The 18,411-nt window shown below is 40.3% G+C and carries 15 protein-coding genes; 13 read left to right on the top strand and 2 right to left on the bottom strand.

From position 1 onward, the window contains the following. Positions 1 to 242 precede the first annotated feature (242 nt). A complete protein-coding gene (locus BR73_RS0118440) occupies positions 243 to 620 on the bottom strand; it encodes a zinc ribbon domain-containing protein (RefSeq protein WP_033166748.1) in 378 nt (125 codons plus the stop codon). 597 nt (positions 621 to 1,217) lie between these two features. Continuing rightward, complete coding sequence (locus BR73_RS28840) at positions 1,218 to 1,409, bottom strand: hypothetical protein (protein WP_156034760.1); 192 nt, start codon at positions 1,407 to 1,409, stop codon at positions 1,218 to 1,220. Positions 1,410 to 1,555: 146 nt separating this feature from the next. On the opposite strand from BR73_RS28840, the gene BR73_RS0118435 reads away from it, so the two are divergent. The 13 genes from BR73_RS0118435 to pknB all read left to right on the top strand — a co-directional run bounded on the left by BR73_RS0118435 (position 1,556) and on the right by pknB (position 18,410). Then, positions 1,556 to 2,140, top strand: a complete 585-nt coding sequence (locus tag BR73_RS0118435) for a TetR/AcrR family transcriptional regulator (RefSeq protein WP_033166747.1) — start codon at positions 1,556 to 1,558, stop codon at positions 2,138 to 2,140. 634 nt (positions 2,141 to 2,774) lie between these two features. After that, positions 2,775 to 3,569 (top strand): pyrroline-5-carboxylate reductase, encoded by a 795-nt coding sequence (gene proC, locus BR73_RS0118430; protein WP_033166746.1) that lies wholly within the window; start codon positions 2,775 to 2,777, stop codon positions 3,567 to 3,569. A 3-nt stretch (positions 3,570 to 3,572) separates the two neighbouring features. Then, on the top strand, positions 3,573 to 3,893 hold the full coding sequence (locus BR73_RS0118425) for a pyrimidine/purine nucleoside phosphorylase (RefSeq protein ID WP_033166745.1): 321 nt from the start codon (positions 3,573 to 3,575) through the stop codon (positions 3,891 to 3,893). Between the two features lie 608 nt (positions 3,894 to 4,501). Then, positions 4,502 to 5,983, top strand: a complete 1,482-nt coding sequence (locus BR73_RS0118420; protein WP_033166744.1) for a UDP-N-acetylmuramoyl-L-alanyl-D-glutamate--2,6-diaminopimelate ligase — start codon at positions 4,502 to 4,504, stop codon at positions 5,981 to 5,983. A gap of 20 nt (positions 5,984 to 6,003) precedes the next feature. Beyond that, a complete protein-coding gene (murF, locus tag BR73_RS0118415) occupies positions 6,004 to 7,497 on the top strand; it encodes a UDP-N-acetylmuramoyl-tripeptide--D-alanyl-D-alanine ligase (protein ID WP_033166743.1) in 1,494 nt (497 codons plus the stop codon). Between the two features lie 63 nt (positions 7,498 to 7,560). Beyond that, a complete protein-coding gene (gene priA / locus BR73_RS0118410; protein ID WP_033166742.1) occupies positions 7,561 to 9,801 on the top strand; it encodes a primosomal protein N' in 2,241 nt (746 codons plus the stop codon). 491 nt (positions 9,802 to 10,292) lie between these two features. Beyond that, positions 10,293 to 10,766 carry a peptide deformylase gene (def, locus tag BR73_RS0118405; protein WP_033166741.1) on the top strand — a complete coding sequence of 158 codons (474 nt, stop codon included), beginning with the start codon at positions 10,293 to 10,295 and terminating at the stop codon, positions 10,764 to 10,766. A gap of 13 nt (positions 10,767 to 10,779) precedes the next feature. After that, the gene (gene fmt / locus BR73_RS0118400; RefSeq protein WP_033166740.1) at positions 10,780 to 11,709 is read left to right on the top strand and encodes a methionyl-tRNA formyltransferase; all 930 of its coding nucleotides are present in this window, start codon (positions 10,780 to 10,782) and stop codon (positions 11,707 to 11,709) included. Between the two features lie 85 nt (positions 11,710 to 11,794). After that, positions 11,795 to 12,496, top strand: coding sequence for a zinc metallopeptidase (locus BR73_RS0118395; RefSeq protein ID WP_033166739.1), 702 nt, complete (start codon positions 11,795 to 11,797; stop codon positions 12,494 to 12,496). Next, positions 12,489 to 13,871: a 16S rRNA (cytosine(967)-C(5))-methyltransferase RsmB gene (gene rsmB, locus BR73_RS0118390; RefSeq protein WP_081848708.1), complete on the top strand. Its 1,383-nt coding sequence runs from the start codon at positions 12,489 to 12,491 to the stop codon at positions 13,869 to 13,871. Before BR73_RS0118395 ends, rsmB begins: the two co-directional genes overlap by 8 nt. 557 nt (positions 13,872 to 14,428) lie before the next feature. Then, positions 14,429 to 15,472 (top strand): 23S rRNA (adenine(2503)-C(2))-methyltransferase RlmN, encoded by a 1,044-nt coding sequence (rlmN, locus tag BR73_RS0118385; RefSeq protein WP_033166738.1) that lies wholly within the window; start codon positions 14,429 to 14,431, stop codon positions 15,470 to 15,472. Positions 15,473 to 15,501: 29 nt separating this feature from the next. Next, the gene (locus BR73_RS0118380) at positions 15,502 to 16,227 is read left to right on the top strand and encodes a Stp1/IreP family PP2C-type Ser/Thr phosphatase (RefSeq protein ID WP_033166737.1); all 726 of its coding nucleotides are present in this window, start codon (positions 15,502 to 15,504) and stop codon (positions 16,225 to 16,227) included. Between the two features lie 14 nt (positions 16,228 to 16,241). Further along, a complete protein-coding gene (gene pknB / locus BR73_RS0118375) occupies positions 16,242 to 18,410 on the top strand; it encodes a Stk1 family PASTA domain-containing Ser/Thr kinase (protein WP_051685303.1) in 2,169 nt (722 codons plus the stop codon). Position 18,411: the final 1 nt, after the last annotated feature.

Genomic DNA, 18,411 nt, shown 5'->3' with positions numbered 1-18,411 from the left:
AAATGAGTTAGATGCAAGGGGATTCTGTAAGGGGTAGGAGTAGTAAAAAATGCTACACTGGTAGAATTTGATTGGGTGAGTGGCGAAAGGGTTGGTTTTTCACAAGGGGACGGCGAATTGTACAAAGCAGAAAGAACTCATGCTTCGATTCCAAGGGATAAGAAGTCCTAATTCTCTGAATATTTTGTGCTGCGGCAATTTTTTGCATATAAAGTTAATAAGTTAGGGCAAGTACTCACTCATTATAGAAGCCTGTTACCGCATTTCGGACAATATATAAAATCAGAACTGCATTGATATCCACAGCGTGAGCAGCGCAAATCTCCGTCATAATTACTCTGATGTACGGTGTTAATCAGGTCTTCATCTGTTAAGGTAACCTCTTCTCCTCTGGCTATTTTCTTCCCTAAATCCTTATTCAGCAAATATACGGAACCACAGCAGGCAGCAGTGGCATAATATTTGACATTCCAGCGGAATATCGGAAGAAAGAACAGAGTGAAGTGAGTATAAGTCATAAAGACCTCCAGCCTGCCGAATTTACCGCAGACCTTACAAACCATGGTTTGATGAAAGGACAGTCTTTTTTCTCCTTGTGAAATACCCATAATAAAGAACATAATAGTATTATTCCTTTCCGGTCAATGTTGCAGTACTTTGGTTGATTTAATTTCGATGTAGTGCTTATAAGTATTTTTAGTATAACATAATCAGATGTTTAATGCTATTTACAATTCCTTTATAAGATGGGGGAATTTTAGGTTTTGGAAGTGTACGAAAACCCGGCTTGCTCTTTGTCCGTTTTTGTTCGGAGAAGAACCCTTATTCCACTAAAACTGCAGAAATTGCTTAAGGCAGTCTGGAATAAACCAAACTCGCGTATATTTGGTTGTGACAGCGGGAGCGTGTTGTACGCTCAGACAGTGGTTTATTCTGGACTTGGCGCAATTCCTGCAGTTTAAGAGGAGAGTTTAAATTATAAATATGTTGCATTTATTAAACTTGCTCCATCAAGTGAGATAGAAAAAAATAAAATAATAATAAAAAGCAGGGAAGAAGTACAACAGGAGATTGCTAATGGTGAGTTGGACTTTGGTTAATAGTTATCTAAGAATACTTCAAACTTCAAGGTTCTAAGGGTCATAGTCAGAGCAAGAAGAGTCAGATGATTTGGAGTTCTGTTTAGCAGTTATGTATTGAGGGATTCCTTATGACACTTAAGTGGCAGAAACTGTGACTAGAAGCAGCAGTGCCACTGTCTGAGCACGATAACCTGGAACCACCGAAGTGTAAACAGCGAGTTTGGCACTGCTGCTTCTGCCAGGAACAGTTACTGGCACTTTAGTGGAATTAGGAAGCACGAACAACATAACGGATAAACAGAACTCCAAATCATCGTCCGCAGCCACAACCTAACCCTTAGTTCTATACCAGTATACCCCTTGACAACCTTTTACACACCTTTTGTATTGTGATAAATTTAATTTTATGTTAAACTGTTTATCAGTTTACAATAGGACATGTATTGCCATATATGTCAGAATGCGAGGAATTCATGTCAGAGCAGATAAGTACCAAGGAAAAAATCGTTAATGCAGCCTGGGAGCTGTTTCATATAAAAAGTTACGAGGATACAACAGTGGAGGATATTATTGCAGCTGCCGGAACATCTAAAGGGACCTTTTATTATTATTTTGAACGGAAAGATTCTTTGCTGGATACGCTGGCTACCATTTTTGACCGGAGATATGAGCAGCTGGAGAAGGAGATGTCTGCTGACCTAAGCAGCTATGATAAACTTTTGTTTATGAATTATGAGATGCATCAGTTTATTGAGAAGAACATTGATGTGGATTTACTTTCTTCCTTGTATTCCACGCAGCTTATCTCCAAGGGACAGTCAAACTTATTGGACCAGAACAGAATGTATTATAAACTAGTGACGGATATCATGGAGGAAGGGCAGAAACTTGGACAGATTACAAAAGATAAATCTGTCAGGGAACTGACAAAATACTATTCTCTCTGTGAGCGGGCTTTAATATCTGACTGGTGCCTTAGCAAAGGAAGCTATTCCCTGACTCAATATAGCAAAGACTTTTTACCATTTATGCTGGAAACTATCAGAGCAGATAAATAAAAAGCAGAAAATAAAAAACAGATAAATAAAATACGGAAAAGACAACAGAAAAGATAACAGAAAAGATAACAGGAAAAGGCAGCAGCTACTTTTGAAATACTCATATGGTTAGAAGGATGCAGGTTCTACAGGATATGTATTATTTGATTCATATACACTTACAAGGAAACCTGCTTTTTATATCAAACAAACAGAAATATTATGACTCCACTTATGGGAAATTTATAAATTGACAAAAAATATATGAGAAATTATAATTTAGACTATAGTTTGAAATGTGGTATATAAAACTGTTATATATAGAATTATTGCAGATGTTTTTATTGTGGCGAGGCAGTCATTTAGATGAGCTGATGCCACTTTTTTTATAATCACGTAAGTTTTTATTGTGGAAAGCTTTGGTTAATGATATTGTAACCTTAACAATTTATATAACGGCTGCACACAGCGCTTATTTTAAGGTTTTATATTGTTATTCTGGGATAGGGCTATCATATCAGAAAGGAAGAAAAAGCCTTTGCTTTGATTAACAGTTATATTCTTAATTATATTTTAATGAAATAACCCTGTTACAATGGGTGAAATAGTATATTATTCTTTGTACAAGGTATAAAAAGTACAGAAAGGAAATGGTATGAAATTAGGATTTATCGGTTGCGGTAATATGGCAGTGGCTATGATTGGAGGCATAACGGCTAATGGGATCTGCAGTGCAGAAGATATTTTTGCTTCAGATACTTATGCACCGGCACTGGAAAAAGCCAGGCATCAATTACAGATTAAGGTCAGCAGTGATAACAAGACTGTAGTAAATGAAGCAGATATCCTGTTTTTAGCGGTAAAACCTCAATATTATGAAGCGGTGATTAATGAAATCAAAGATTATATTAAGGATAATCAGATTATAGTAACCATAGCACCCGGTAAAACCCTTGCCTGGTTGTCAGAAACCTTTGGAAGGTCATTAAAAGTTATCCGCTGTATGCCTAATACTCCTGCGCTGGTGGGTGAAGGTATAACCGGAGTCTGCAGCAATGACCTGGTAACAGCAAAAGAACTGGAGCAGGTGTGCGGGATTCTAAGAGGGTTTGGTAAGGTTGAGGTATTACCTGAGAAATTGATGGATGTTGTTGTAGCTGTAAGCGGTAGTTCACCGGCTTATGTATTTATGTTTATCGAAGCAATGGCAGATGCAGCTGTAGCAGATGGAATGCCAAGAGCCCAGGCATACCAGTTTGCTGCACAGGCAGTGTATGGAAGTGCTAAAATGGTTCTTGAAACAGGCAAACATCCCGGTGAATTAAAAGATATGGTATGCTCTCCGGGGGGTACTACCATAGAGGCTGTCAGAGTACTGGAGCAAAAGGGTTTTCGCAGTGCTGTAGTTGAAGCCATGAAAGCCTGCACCAATAAATCGAAAGGACTTTAAAAGATGAAATTTGAAAATGTGGATGTAGTAAAAGAGGCAAATGTATATTTTGACGGAAAGGTTACCAGCCGGACAATTTATTTTAAGAATGGAGAGAGAAAAACTCTGGGATTTATGCTGGCAGGTGAGTATGAATTTGCTACCGGAGCTGAGGAACTGATGGAAGTCCTGGGAGGAGAAATGGATATCTGTCTGCCAGGAGAATCCTCCTATACCACTTACAAAACAGGAGAAAATTTTGTAGTTCCGGCTGACTCCAAGTTCAAGATTATTGTAAGAACCTACAGTGATTACTGTTGTTCTTATAAAGAAGCTGCGAAATAGCCATAAGCTCCATTTTCCACTTCCAGTAACATCCTTCATCCATTTACTGTGCAGTGCCTCTCACACCTAACACCTGAAACTAAATAATGGAAATAATGGGAGTACACAGATAATTGAGGATTTTGTTTTGGCGTTTTGTATCGAAAGGCTCCATATGACACTTAAGTGACAGCAGCCGTGACTAGCGAAAAAAGTGCCAGTGTCTGAGCAGCAGCAAACTACCAAAGCCTCAGCGTTCCAGCGAGTTTGGCACTTTTTCCGCTTCCCAGGAACAGCTGCTGTCGCTTTAGTGTCATACGGAGCATTGAGCAACAAAACGAAAAAACAAAATCCTCAATTATCGTCCGTTTCCCCAACATCTCTTTCTGTATTTCATTCTCCATTTGTCCTGCACAACTCCTCAGCCGACATTGACAAGGAAAATCCAGTGTTATATAATGAATAAAAGTATGGGTATTCTATTACCTTGAGATAAAGCCCGTCCGGGTAAGCTTGGATGGGCTTTTCTGTTGGAAAATACAAGGAAGCCCAAAGTATGGTATAGGAGTATTTCCCTTTCATATATTATAATAATTCAGCCGTAGAGCAGGGCTATGTAGGAGGTATTTATGCAGCTTAAGAAAATGTTGGAAAAAACTGAATATACACTGGTAAGAGGGACTTTGGATACGGAAATTCTGGAACTGGTATATGATTCCAGAAAAGTAAAGCCAGGTTCCGTTTTTGTATGTATCAAAGGCTTTAAAATTGACGGGCATGATTTTGCCAGGGAGGTTACAGAAAAAGGAGCTAAAGTTCTTGTGGTTTCCCAGGAGGTGGAAGTTGACGGAGAAGTTACGGTAATCCGTGTTGAGGATACCAGACGGGCACTGGCGGAGCTTTCAGCTGCCTACTTTGACCACCCGGCGGCAAAGCTTAAGACCATAGGTATCACCGGAACCAAAGGTAAAACCACCACCTCCTATATGGTGCGTTCCATCCTGGAAAATGCAGGTATCAAGACAGGACTTCTGGGAACCATAGAAGTCATTATTGGAGACAATGTCATACCGGCAGCCAATACAACCCCTGAATCCTATCAGATTCAGGAATACTTTGCAAAAATGGTTGAAGAGGGTTGCGAAGCAGTGGTAATGGAGGTTTCTTCACAGGGATTAATGCTCTCAAGAGTTGGCGGCTTTACCTTTGATTACGGTATCTTTACAAATATTGAGCCGGATCATATCGGTCCTGATGAACACAAGGATTTTGAAGAATATATGGCTTGCAAGGGGCTTCTCTTTAAACAGTGCCTGGTGGGAATTGCCAATGCAGATGATACCCATATGGAGGAGGTATTAAAGGGACATACCTGTAAGCTTGAAACTTACAGTCTGGAGAAAGAAGCAGACTTAATGGCCTGCAACATAAACCTTCACACTATGGATGGAAGCCTTGGTGTGAATTATGATCTGAAAGGGCTGTTGAACTACTCCGTTCACTTAAATCTGCCGGGTAAATTCAATGTTTATAATTCACTGACTGCAATTGCCATCTGCAGGCATTTCGGTATCAGTGAAGAGAATATAAAGAAGGCACTTTTATCCGTTAAAGTAAAGGGAAGAGTTGAGCCGGTTACCATATCCTCAAAGTTTTCCATGATGATAGATTATGCCCATAATGCCATGTCCTTAAAAAGCCTCCTTACTACCATTAAGGAATATGAACCCAAAAGACTGATATGCCTCTTTGGCTGCGGTGGTAACCGTTCAAAGTTAAGAAGGTATGAGATGGGTGAAATTTCCTCAAACCTTGCAGATCTTACCATTGTAACCTCTGATAATCCTAGATTTGAAGAACCGGAGGAAATCTTAAAGGATATCATAACCGGCGTAAAGAAAGGTCCGGGAGAATATATTGCAATCATAGACAGAAAAGAAGCTATCAAATATTGTATTGAAAATGCCATAGCCGGTGATGTTATTATTCTTGCTGGTAAAGGTCATGAAGATTATCAGGAAATTAAAGGCGTAAAATACAAGATGGATGAAAGAGATCTGATTCGTCAGGCTGTTGATGAAATAAAAGCAGAAGGCAAGGTTATCCTATAGACCGGGAATGGAGAAATAAAATGAATGAAATAAATATAAAAGAAATCGTTCTTGCTACGAAAGGGACACTTCTTTGGGGAAAAGCTGATATCAATATTTCTGAGGTATTGACAAATTCCGGGAAGGCAGTAGCAGGTTCTCTCTTTGTACCTATCGTTGGTGAGAGAGTGGACGGACATGACTACATTCAGGATGCTTTTTTACATGGAGCAGCAGCCTGCCTGTCACACAAGGAATTACCGGAAGTGGAAGGCAGAGCCTGCATTCTGGTAGAAGATACCTTACAGGCGTTACAGGCACTTGGCACCTACTACAGGGAGAAATATCCCATTCCCGTGATTGGGATTACCGGCAGCGTTGGAAAGACCACTACAAAGGAAATGGTTGCGGTTGCCCTGGAGGTATCCCGTAAAGTATTAAAGACCGAAGGAAATATGAACAGCCAGGTAGGGCTTCCCTTAATGATGCTTAAGCTTAAGAAGGAGCATGAACTTGGTGTAATAGAGATGGGAATGAGTGAAGAAGGTGAAATGGCAAGACTTTGTAACATTGCCCAGCCGGAAGCAGCGGTTATGACCAACATCGGTGTATCCCATATAGCCCAGTTAAAAACCAGGGAAAATATCAGAAAAGAAAAAATGAATATTATCAATTCCTTCTTAAAAGGCAATGTTCTGGTTTTAAATGGAGATGATGATCTGCTGGGAGAAGCTGCCCGGGTATGGGAAAAAAGAGATACCGGTATTGACCTGTCTCCTCTCACAGCCGAAAAGCTGAAAGAATGCCAGGTAATAACCTATGGTATTCAGGGCAGCTATGATTTTATGGCTTCTGATATAAAAACCATAGCAGAGGAGACTACCTTCCTGGTTACTTATCCAAAGACGAAAAAAGATTTAAAAATAGATATTCTGTCTGAGAAGCTTGTGCCTGACAGCAGAAAAGTTACAGAAACTGTCACAGAGGAAGTTGCTCTAATGGTACCTGGTATTCACAATGTCTATAATGCGCTGGCAGCTTTGGCCATAGCCTGGAATTATGGAATCCCTGTAAGCAGAGCAAAAGAAGGACTTAAAAATTACAGACCCATTGCCATGAGAGGGCAGATTTCAAGCTTTAATGGGATTAAAGTAATCGATGATTCCTACAATGCGAGTCCTGATTCCATGAAAAGTGGTATAGGTGTCTTAAAAGAACTGGATAATGTAACAAGGCGTATTGCAGTTCTGGCTGATGTAAAGGAACTGGGAGAAATCTCACAGCAAAGCCATTATGAAGTGGGTGAATATATTGCCCAGGTAAAGCTTGACTGTGTTGTTACCGTAGGAACAGAAGCCCGCTATATCGCAAAAGCAATTAAGGATAAGAAAGCACAGATTGAGACCCATTCCTTTGATAATAATGAAGAAGCTGTAAGTTTTCTTAAAGGTTACTTAAAGAATGGAGATGGTGTTCTGGTAAAAGGCTCCAGAGGCATGAAGACCGACGAGATAGTAAAAAATCTGTTACAATAAGAAGAACGATGAGATAATCTGTTACAATAAATAGAAGAAACACAGGAAGGTGGTGGTAAGGTGATGAAATATGCAGATATCATAGTTGACATTTCTCATGAAGATCTGGATCGTACCTATCAGTACCTGATACCCGAAGCGCTTCGAGACCGTGCTTTAATCGGTGCCCAGGTGCTCATCCCCTTCGGAAAAGGAAACAGACAGATAAAGGGATATATTACCGGCTTGTCCGATAAAGCGAAATGGAAGGAAGAGGCTATAAAGCCGATTACTTCTCTGGCGGAGGATACGCTGATGATAGAAGGTCAGCTTATCAGCCTGGCAGCCTGGATGCGGAACACATTTGGTTCTACCATGAATGAAGCACTTAAAACAGTGATTCCTGTTAAAAAGACCGTTAAGCAAAAAGAAGATAAGAAGATTAAGGTGCTTCTGTCTGTAGTGGAACTTAAAGAGGCACTGGAGACAGAGAAACGTAAAAATAATAAAGGCAGAGTCCGTTTAATAGAAGAGCTGTTAAAGGGCGAGTCACTGGATTATGAATATGTTAGAAATAAGCTGAATATAGCTCCCTCTACCATTAAGGATCTTGAGAAGCTGGGTATAATAAAGACAGAAGCCAATGTCTTATATCGAAATCCTGTCAGAGATTATAAGGTATCCGGGAAAACTGTAATACTTAGTGAGAAACAGCAGGAAATAGCGGATGATTTTATAAAGAATTACAGAGAAGGTATTCGTAGAACCTGCCTTTTATATGGTGTCACGGGCAGCGGTAAAACAGAAGTATATATAAATATAATAGAAGAAATGCTAAGACTTGGTAAACAGGTAATCGTACTGATACCTGAGATTTCTCTTACCTATCAGACAGTCATGAGGTTTTTTCAAAAATTTGGTGACCGTGTATCAATTATGAATTCAAAACTGTCCGGCGGGGAAAAATATGACCAGTATCTCAGAGCAAAAAACGGAGATATTGATATTATCATTGGACCCAGATCGGCTCTCTTCACCCCGTTTAAGAATCTTGGGCTCATAATTATGGATGAAGAGCATGAAGGAAGTTATAAAAGTGAAAATCCGCCGAAATATCATGCCAGAGAAACCGCCATTGAAAGAGCAAGGTTATCCGGAGCCAGTGTACTCTTAGGCTCTGCAACTCCTTCTCTGGAGTCCTATAAGAAAGCCCTGGAGGGCGAATATACCCTTTACCGTCTGGAAGCCAGAGAAGGTACAAGACAGATGCCCTCTATCTGGACCGAGGACTTAAGAGAAGAGTTAAAAGCCAGGAATAAATCCATATTCAGCAGAAGGCTGAAAGCCCTTATGGAAGACCGGTTGAAAAAGGGAGAGCAGATTATGCTGTTTATCAACCGCAGAGGTTATGCAGGGTTTATTTCCTGCAGAAGCTGTGGTTTTGTATTAAAATGCCCTCATTGCGATATTTCACTTACCTCCCATAACAATGGCAGGATGGTCTGCCATTACTGCGGGCATGAGGAGGATTACCCGAAAACCTGTCCCTCCTGCGGGTCAAAATATATTGCGGCTTTTGGCACCGGAACCCAGAAGGTAGAGGAAATGGTCAGGAAAGAATTTCCTTATGCCAGAATCCTTCGCATGGACATGGATACCACGAAAAAAAAGGGAGGTCATGAGGAAATACTTGCTGCCTTTTCCAATGGGCAGGCAGATATACTGGTTGGAACCCAGATGATTGTAAAAGGCCATGACTTTCCGAAAGTTACCCTGGTGGGCATCCTGGCAGCGGATTTATCCCTTCATGCAGCAGACTTTCGTGCATCGGAAAGGACTTTTCAGCTCCTGACACAGGCAGCAGGCAGAGCAGGAAGAGCAGAACTGCCGGGAGAAGTGGTGATACAGACCTACCAGCCGGAGCACCACAGCATTGTCTATGCCGGAAAAGGTGACTACGAAGGCTTTTATAAGCAGGAGATGCTGTTTCGCAAACTGATGGCGTATCCTCCGGCCTCTCATATTCTGGCAGTGCTTATTGCTTCAAAAGAAGAGGGAAAAGGAATAGAAGCGGCTGAGCTTTTAACCGACAGCTTAAAACAATGGGAAAAGGATGAGGAACTGAAAGAGCATCATATTATCGGACCTTCGCCGGCCAGTCTGTCAAAGGTCAATGATATTTACCGGTTCTGCTTATATATAAAGGAAGAAGATTATAACAGACTGATTACTGCAAAGGATTTTTTGGACGGTTTTTACCGTTTTTCTGATAAATTTCAAGGAATTGTCGTCCAATTTGACTTTGATCCGATGAACAGTTATTGATTTTCGGTATAAAAATAGGTAAAATAAAGGGGTATCTTAAAATTATTTATTAACGGTAGTTTTTGATTGAAGTGGCGAAGGGGGAGTTTTTCACAAGGGGACGGCAAATTGCACAAACCAGAAAAACCCCTGCTTCAATTCCAAGGCATAAGAAGTCCTAATTCTCTGGAAATTTTGTGCTTTGCATCTTCTCAAACAGATAACTCGCTGCGCTCAAACAATCTGTTTGAGAAGATAGCACAAAGTTTCCAGAGAAAAGGACTTCTAATGCCTTTTCATAGGCGCATTTGTTTTTCTGGTTTGCACAATTTGCCTGTACACGAAAGGGAAATATGGGAGTGGCACTTTAATTATTAATATATAATATAAGATAAAACATGTTTTTACGTAATAAATAAAATTCGTTAATTCTTGCATTTTTATAATTGAATTAGAAGGTTAGATTAACTTATTAAAACTTGTTTTATAGCTTAAAAGAGAGGATAATGGAAATGGCAATTCGCAATATTAGAAAAATCGGAGATTCCATCTTAAATAAGAGAGCAAAAGAAATTACGGAAATGACTCCGAAAATTAAGACTTTGATTCAGGATATGATAGATACCATGTATGACGCTTTCGGTGTGGGTCTTGCAGCCCCTCAGGTGGGTATTTTGAAACGTCTTATCGTTATTGATGTTTCAGAAGACGGTGATTCGCCTATAATACTTATAAATCCTGAAATATTAGAAACTGAGGGTGAGCAGGTGGGTGAAGAAGGCTGCCTTAGTGTTCCCGGAAAATCAGGGGTAGTAAAGAGACCCAACTATGCCAAGGTAAAAGCCCTGAATGAAAATATGGAAGAGATTATAGTAGAAGGAACAGAATTGTTGGCAAGGGCTCTTTGCCATGAGATCGATCATTTAAATGGCGAGCTGTATGTAGATAAGGTTATCGGAGAGCTTCATTCCATTACCGAAGAATAAAGGAGTACCAAACATGAATATTGTTTATATGGGAACACCGGAGATTGCAGCGGTTATCTTAAAATCTCTTCATGAAGCCGGTCATACGATTATAGCTGCTGTAACACAGCAGGATAAGCCTAAGGGAAGAGGCAATCAGGTGCAATTTCCGGCAGTGAAAGAAATGGCATTAAGTCTTAACATACCGGTATATCAGCCAAGACGGGTGAAGGAACCGGAATTTATTGAGGTTCTGAAGCAGTTAAATCCGGATGTGATTGTTGTAGCAGCCTTTGGACAAATCCTTTCAAAGGTTATTTTGGATCTTCCGAAATTCGGCTGTATTAATGTACATGCATCTTTACTTCCTAAATACAGGGGATCAGCACCTATTCAATGGAGTATTATTGAAGGAGAAGAAAAAACCGGTATTACAATTATGCATATGGATGAGGGAATTGATACCGGTGATATGATCAGCAAAAAAGAGATTACTCTTTCACCCAAAGAGACCTTTGGAACGTTGCATGATAAGCTGGCAGAAGCAGCAGGGCCTTTATTGATTCAGGCACTGGCTGATATCGAAGCCGGAAGAGCAACAAGAACCAAACAGGGGGACAGTAATTCAATCTATGCAAGGATTCTTGACAAATCTCTGGGGCATATTGATTTCTCCCAGCCGGCTGTTAAGATTGAAAGACTTATCAGGGGATTGAATCCATGGCCCAGTGCTTATACTTCCCTTGAAGGGAAAATGCTTAAGATCTGGGATGCAGATGTTGAGCCTGCGCAAGAAAATGGCGTACCAGGTGAAATTATCGCAGTAAGGAAAGATGCCATATTGGTTCAGACAGGGGATGGTATTCTTGCTGTAAAAGAATTGCAGTTAGAGGGAAAGAAAAGGATGACTGTAGAAAGCTTTTTGAGGGGATATGAAGTAAAAGCAAATATTGTTTTGCAATAAAGTCTAAAGAGCAGTTGCCATAACAGACAGATACTTTTACCAGAGTGTCTGATGTTGTAACTGTTTTAGAAAAGGAGGAATTGATATGTTTCCATATTTTTACAGACTGGATCCCACATATATTTTGGTTATAATAGGTGCCGTACTTGTACTGGGTGCCTCAGCTTTAGTGAATTTAACCTTCCGCAAATACTCTGCTGTCAGAAGCCTGTCAGGAATGACAGGAGCCCAGGCGGCCCAGCGAATCTTAAATCAGGCAGGTATCTATGACGTTACCATAGAACACATAGACGGTAAATTAACGGATCATTATGATCCGTCAAATAAAGTGCTGAGATTGTCTGACAGTGTATACGGTGATTCCTCAGTAGCAGCTATTGGTGTTGCCGCCCATGAGTGCGGTCATGCCATCCAGCACCAGCATGGTTATGTACCCCTTCGTCTGAGAACTGCTATCGTACCTCTTGCAAATTTTGGTTCGAAGATTTCCTGGCCTTTGATTATTTTAGGGGTTTTCTTAAGTATGTCCCAGACATTAATCTATGCCGGAATCATACTCTTTTCCTTTGCGGTATTATTCCAGATCGTAACCTTGCCTGTTGAGTTTAACGCTTCCAGGAGGGCGGTGAGGATATTGGATGATTCAGGGATTCTATATGGTGAAGAGGTGCAAATAACAAAGAAAGTTCTTGGCGCTGCAGCGCTTACCTATGTTGCAGGTGCAGCGGCATCCGTTCTGCAGCTGCTAAGGTTAATTAGAATATTCGGAGGCAATAACCGTGACTGATGCTAAAGTGGTTACAAGAAATACCAGGGAAATTGCTCTGGATATACTCATAGAGATTCTGGAAAAGGGAGATTTCAGCCATACGCTTCTTAACAGAACTTTAAAAACACATTCTGATCTTACCAAACAGGACAGAAGCTTTATAACCAGACTGGTGGAGGGGACCCTTGAGAGGCTGTTAACCCTGGACTTTTATATCAACAGTTATTCCAGTGTAAAAGTCGGGAAAATGAAGCCGTTGATAAGGACCCTTCTTCGTCTTTCTGTCTATCAGTTAAAATATATGAATCAGGTTCCGGACAGCGCTGTCTGCAATGAGGCAGTTAAGCTGGCTGGAAAACGGGGATTTAAGAGCCTTTCTGGTTTTATTAACGGAGTACTTAGAAATATAGCCAGAAATACCAAAGAAGATTACCATGCTCTCGAGAAGAAGGACCGGATAGGATTTCTGGAAGTGGCTTATTCAACACCTCGATGGATGATTGAGAAATGGCTTGAGGAATACTCTTATGAGACAGTAAAAGCTATGCTTTCAGCTCAGTTTGAAGAGAGCAGAGGAACTACTGTAAGGGTCAATCAGTCTGTTAATACCACAGAGGAATTATTAGAGATATTGCAGAAAGAAAATATAACAGCAGCAAAGGGCGATTATAATGATACGGCTCTGAAGCTGTCTGACTATGAAACCATGGATACAATCAAAGCCTTCACTGAAGGAAGATTTACGGTACAGGATGAGAGTTCCATGCTTATAGGGCTTATTTCCGGCATAAAAGCTGGTGATTATATTATTGATGTCTGTGCGGCACCGGGTGGTAAAGCCCTACATGCGGCAGATCTTCTCAATGGTACAGGTAAAGTAGATGCCAGGGACCTTACAGAATATAAGGTGGCCCTCATCAATGAGAACATTGCCAGAATGGGCTTTCACAACATAACAGCACGCTGTATGGATGCCAAAGAGCTGGACGGGGAAAGTATTGGGAAAGCGGATATCGTGATTGCCGACCTGCCTTGTTCAGGACTTGGTGTTATAGGAAAGAAACCTGACATAAAGTATAATATGACGGTAGAAAAACAAAAGGAACTGGTCAAGCTGCAACGAGAAATTTTAACGACAGTCAGCCGGTATGTTAAAGAGGAAGGAATCTTGATATATAGCACCTGTACCGTTAATAAGGATGAAAATCTGGATAATGTTGAATGGTTCGTTAAGAATTTTCCATTTCAATTAGAGAGTATTGAGAAATTCCTTCCGGAAAGTATCAGTTCTGAAACAAAAGAGAAGGGGTATTTACAATTAATACCCGGAATACACAATACAGACGGTTTTTTTATGGCAAGGCTTAAAAAAACAGGAATATCAAATCGATGATTTGATATTTACGTAGAGGATAGTTGAAAACCAAAAGCGTTTTCAACTACAAATTCAGGAATATCAAATCGAAGATTTGATATTCACGTAGAGGATAGTTGAAAACCAAAAGCGTTTTCAACTACAAATTCAGGAATATCAAATCGAAGATTTGATATTCACGTAGAGGATAGTTGAAAAACCAAAAGCGTTTTTCAACTACAAATTCAGGAATATCAAATCGAAGATTTGATATTCACGTAGAGGATAGTTGAATAACCAAAAGCGTTTTTCAACTACAAATTCAGGAATATCAAATCGAAGATTTGATATTCACGTAGAGGATAGTTGAAAACCAAAAGCGTTTTTCAACTACAAATTCAGGAATATCAAATCGAAGATTTGATATTCACGTAGAGGATAGTTGAAAACCAAAAGCGTTTTTCAACTACAAATTCAGGAATATCAAATCGAAGATTTGATATTCACGTAGAGGATAGTTGAAAACCAAAGGCATTTTTTCAACTACGGATTCAGGAATATCAAATCAAGCTTTGATATTCACGAAAGAGGTTAAAATGGACAAAACAGATATAAAATCCTTAAATCTGGAGGAATTAAAGAGCTTTATAACAAAAGCCGGTGAGAAACCTTTCAGAGCTTCACAAATATACGAATGGCTGCATGTAAAACTGGCCTGGGATTTTGAAGAGATGACTAACGTTTCTAAGACTTTGAGGACATACCTGACGGAGAATGCCGACCTTAAGAAGCTGACCCTTGTCAGGACCCTTACTTCTAAAACCGGTGAAACCTCTAAGTTCTTATTTCAGTTAGAGGATGGAAACCTTTTAGAATGTGTACTTATGAAATATCATCACGGAAACAGTGTATGCATCTCCTCCCAGGTGGGCTGTAAGATGGGCTGCAGATTCTGTGCCTCGACATTAAATGGCTTTGAGAGAAATCTCACTGCTTCTGAAATGTTGAATCAGATATATATGGTACAGAGGATAACCGGTGAAAGAGTTTCTAATGTGGTGGTTATGGGAACGGGGGAACCCCTTGATAATTACGACAATCTGGTTTCCTTCATTAAGATTTTAACAGATGATAAGGGGCTTCATATCAGCCAGAGAAACATAACGGTATCAACCTGCGGACTGGCAGATAGGATCAGGCAGTTGGCGGATGAGGAGCTGCAAATAACGCTGGCGCTCTCTCTCCATGCCTCAAACGATACAACAAGAAAAGAGCTGATGCCCATAGCAAACCGGTATTCCATCGCTGAGGTGTTGGCAGCCTGTGATTATTATTTCGAAAAAACCGGCAGACGAATGACCTTCGAATACAGTCTGATAGCCGGAGAGAATGATAAAGAGGAGCAGGCAAAGGAACTGGCAAAGCTGTTAAAGGGTAAAAATGCACACGTGAATCTTATTCCGGTTAACCCGATTAAAGAGCGTAATTACAAGCAATCACAGGTCGAAAGTATCCATAAATTCAAATTAATACTTGAAAAATACGGAATAAATGTTACTATTAGAAGAGAAATGGGAACAGATATAGACGCTGCCTGTGGACAATTAAGAAAAAGTTACATGGAAGAAACTTCCGGTTAAAACCGAAAGGAAGTTAAGGAGGTGCAGACATGAAATCATTTTCGATAACAGATACAGGAATAGCAAGGCTTGTCAATCAGGACTATGTTTATGCCAATGAGGATGGAATTGGTGAACTACCGAATTTATTTATTGTTGCCGATGGCGTGGGAGGACACAATGCCGGCGATTATGCCTCCAGATTCTGTGTAGAGACATTTACTGAAATAATCGAAAGAACAGAGGTCAGCCAACCTGTGGGAGCCATTTCCCAGGGTATTCTGTTAACAAATGAGAGACTGTTAAAGGAAGCTGATTCAAAACCAGAATTAAAAGGTATGGGAACTACCTTCGTAGTAGCAACCGTTATAAATAACAACCTTTATGTAGCAAATATTGGTGACAGCCGCTTATATTTAATCAGGAATAAGAACATAAAGCAGATTACTGAGGATCATTCCTTCGTTGAGGAAATGGTGAGAAACGGTGAAATAGAACGGGATAAAGCACGTTTTCATCCCAATAAGAATATTATCACAAGAGCACTTGGAGCCGGTGAGTCAGTAATACCGGATTACTTCGAGGTGGAATTAAGTCCTGAGGATGTGGTGCTAATGTGCTCTGACGGTCTTTCCAATATGATGGATGATATGGATATTCTGTCAGTTGTGAATCGTTATAATGAGGATATAGAAAGTGCCTGTTTGGAACTTGTAAACAAAGCCAATGAAAACGGCGGAAAAGACAATATTTCCGTGGTTATGCTAAAATTGTAAGAAGAGGTGAGAACATGTTAAAACCGGGTATGTATATCAGCGACCGCTACGAAATAATAGACAAAGTAGGTTCCGGTGGTATGGCAGATGTTTATAAAGCCAAGTGCCATCGGTTAAACCGTTATGTAGCTATTAAAGTTCTTAAACCGGAATTCAGTGATGACACGAATTTTGTTAAGAAATTCAGAGGAGAAGCTCAATCTGCAGCAGGTTTGTCCCACCCAAATATCGTAAGTGTATATGATGTAGGAGAAGATAACGGCCTATATTATATTGTAATGGAATTGGTTGAGGGTATCACTTTAAAGCACTTTGTCGAAAGAAAAGGTAAGCTGGAAGTGAAAGAAGCTGTGGGCATTGCCATACAGATAGCAATGGGTATGGAAGCGGCTCATTTAAATCATATTATCCATAGAGATATCAAACCCCAGAATATCATTATTTCTAAAGAAGGTAAAGTTAAGGTTACTGATTTCGGTATTGCAAAAGCCACCAACTCCAATACGATTACCTCAAATGCAATGGGTTCTGTACATTATCTTTCACCGGAGCAGGCAAGAGGCGGCTACAGTGATGAGAAAAGTGATATTTATTCACTTGGTATAACCATGTATGAAATGTTGTCCGGAGAAGTGCCTTTTGTCGGAGACAATACAGTTTCTGTAGCTCTATTGCACATACAGGGGGAAGCTATTCCTTTAAGGGAGATTGACCCGTCCATACCGCCAAGTATTGAAAAGATAATTCAAAAATGTATGCAGAAGAAACCTGAGAGAAGGTATCTATCAGCATCCGAACTGATAACGGATTTAAAGCGTTCCATTTCTAATCCTAATGGGGACTTTGTAGTGATTCCGGCAGCAGGTGTCTCTGATTCACCAACCATAACTATTTCAGAGGATGAAGTAAGCCACATTAAAACTGCGTCTACCCAACCTGGCAGAAATACAGGAAATCTGGAAGGAAAAACTACCAATACCAACCCTGACCTAAAGCATACCTCGACTAATTTGAATTCCAAAACCAAAGAGGAGGACGAGGAGGATATTGATCAGGTTGATCCAAGAGTGGAGAAGATTATATTTATCGGTTCCATTGTAGCCGGTGTTATACTGGTCATTTTGATTATTTTCTTTGTCATAAATATATTCCATCTCTTCCCGGGGAATAAAGACAACAATCTTCCGTCAGACGAAATAACAGCTACTGTTACACCTTCCGCTGAACCCACAGATGAAGCAGTTACAACTGTTATTATGCCTTCCGTTGTAGGCTATTCCTTAGCGGATGCTGAAAAGAGACTGTATGCGAAATCAGAGGATCTGCAGATTACAACAGATGAGAAGACCTCCGATAAATATGAAAAAGGTATGGTTATGGAACAGTACCCGGCTTCAGAAGCTGAAATAGACAGCGACGGTGAAGTAAAGCTGGTTGTAAGTTTGGGACCGGAGACCTTCCCTCTTCCTGATGTATATAATCTAGGTGATAGTCAGGCTTCTACGACATTAACTGACAGCGGCCTTGTAATAAAACATGAATATGCTTTTGATGATAATATTGTTGAGGGTAATGTTATCTCAACAGAACCTGTTAAAGGAACTTCGGTTAAAAAGGGAGATACAATCATATTAATTATGAGTAAGGGACCTGAGAAGACCAATGTTGTAGTACCGGATGTAAGAGACTTCAGTAAAGCAGATGCCATCGCCAAGTTAAAGGAAAATAACCTGGTAGAAGGAAGTATTACGGAGGATTACTCTGACACTTATGCAAAAGGAAAGGTAATGGGACAGAGTAAGAGCGGCGGCTCTGAAGTGACCAGAGGAACTGCTATTGACCTTGTAATCAGTTTAGGACCTGATTCAAGACCGACCTCCTATACAGGTTCTGTAACAATTGATGAAAATCCTTTTGATTACCCGGGAGACAGCGGTATTGTACTGTTCCAGATGTTCCAGAACGGAAAAACCACTGATTTAGAGAAGAGAACAATGAACTACGACAGTTTTCCTGTTACACTTCCCATAACCAGCAGCAGCGGTTCTGATGCAACAGTATCCATGATGATAGGCAGAGATGCTGAAGAGGGTGACTCCGGAGCAGTATTAGAAGGCGGAAGATGGGTTGTTTATGAGGAATACGGAACCGCTTGGGATGTAGAATTTACGGCGGAGCGATAAG

The sequence above is a fragment of the Clostridium sp. KNHs205 genome, assembly GCF_000702945.1.
Lineage (GTDB): Bacteria > Bacillota > Clostridia > Lachnospirales > Lachnospiraceae > Anaerocolumna.
The sequence above is the reverse complement of the archived record's forward strand: the minus strand, read 5'-3'. Positions and strand labels throughout refer to the sequence as shown.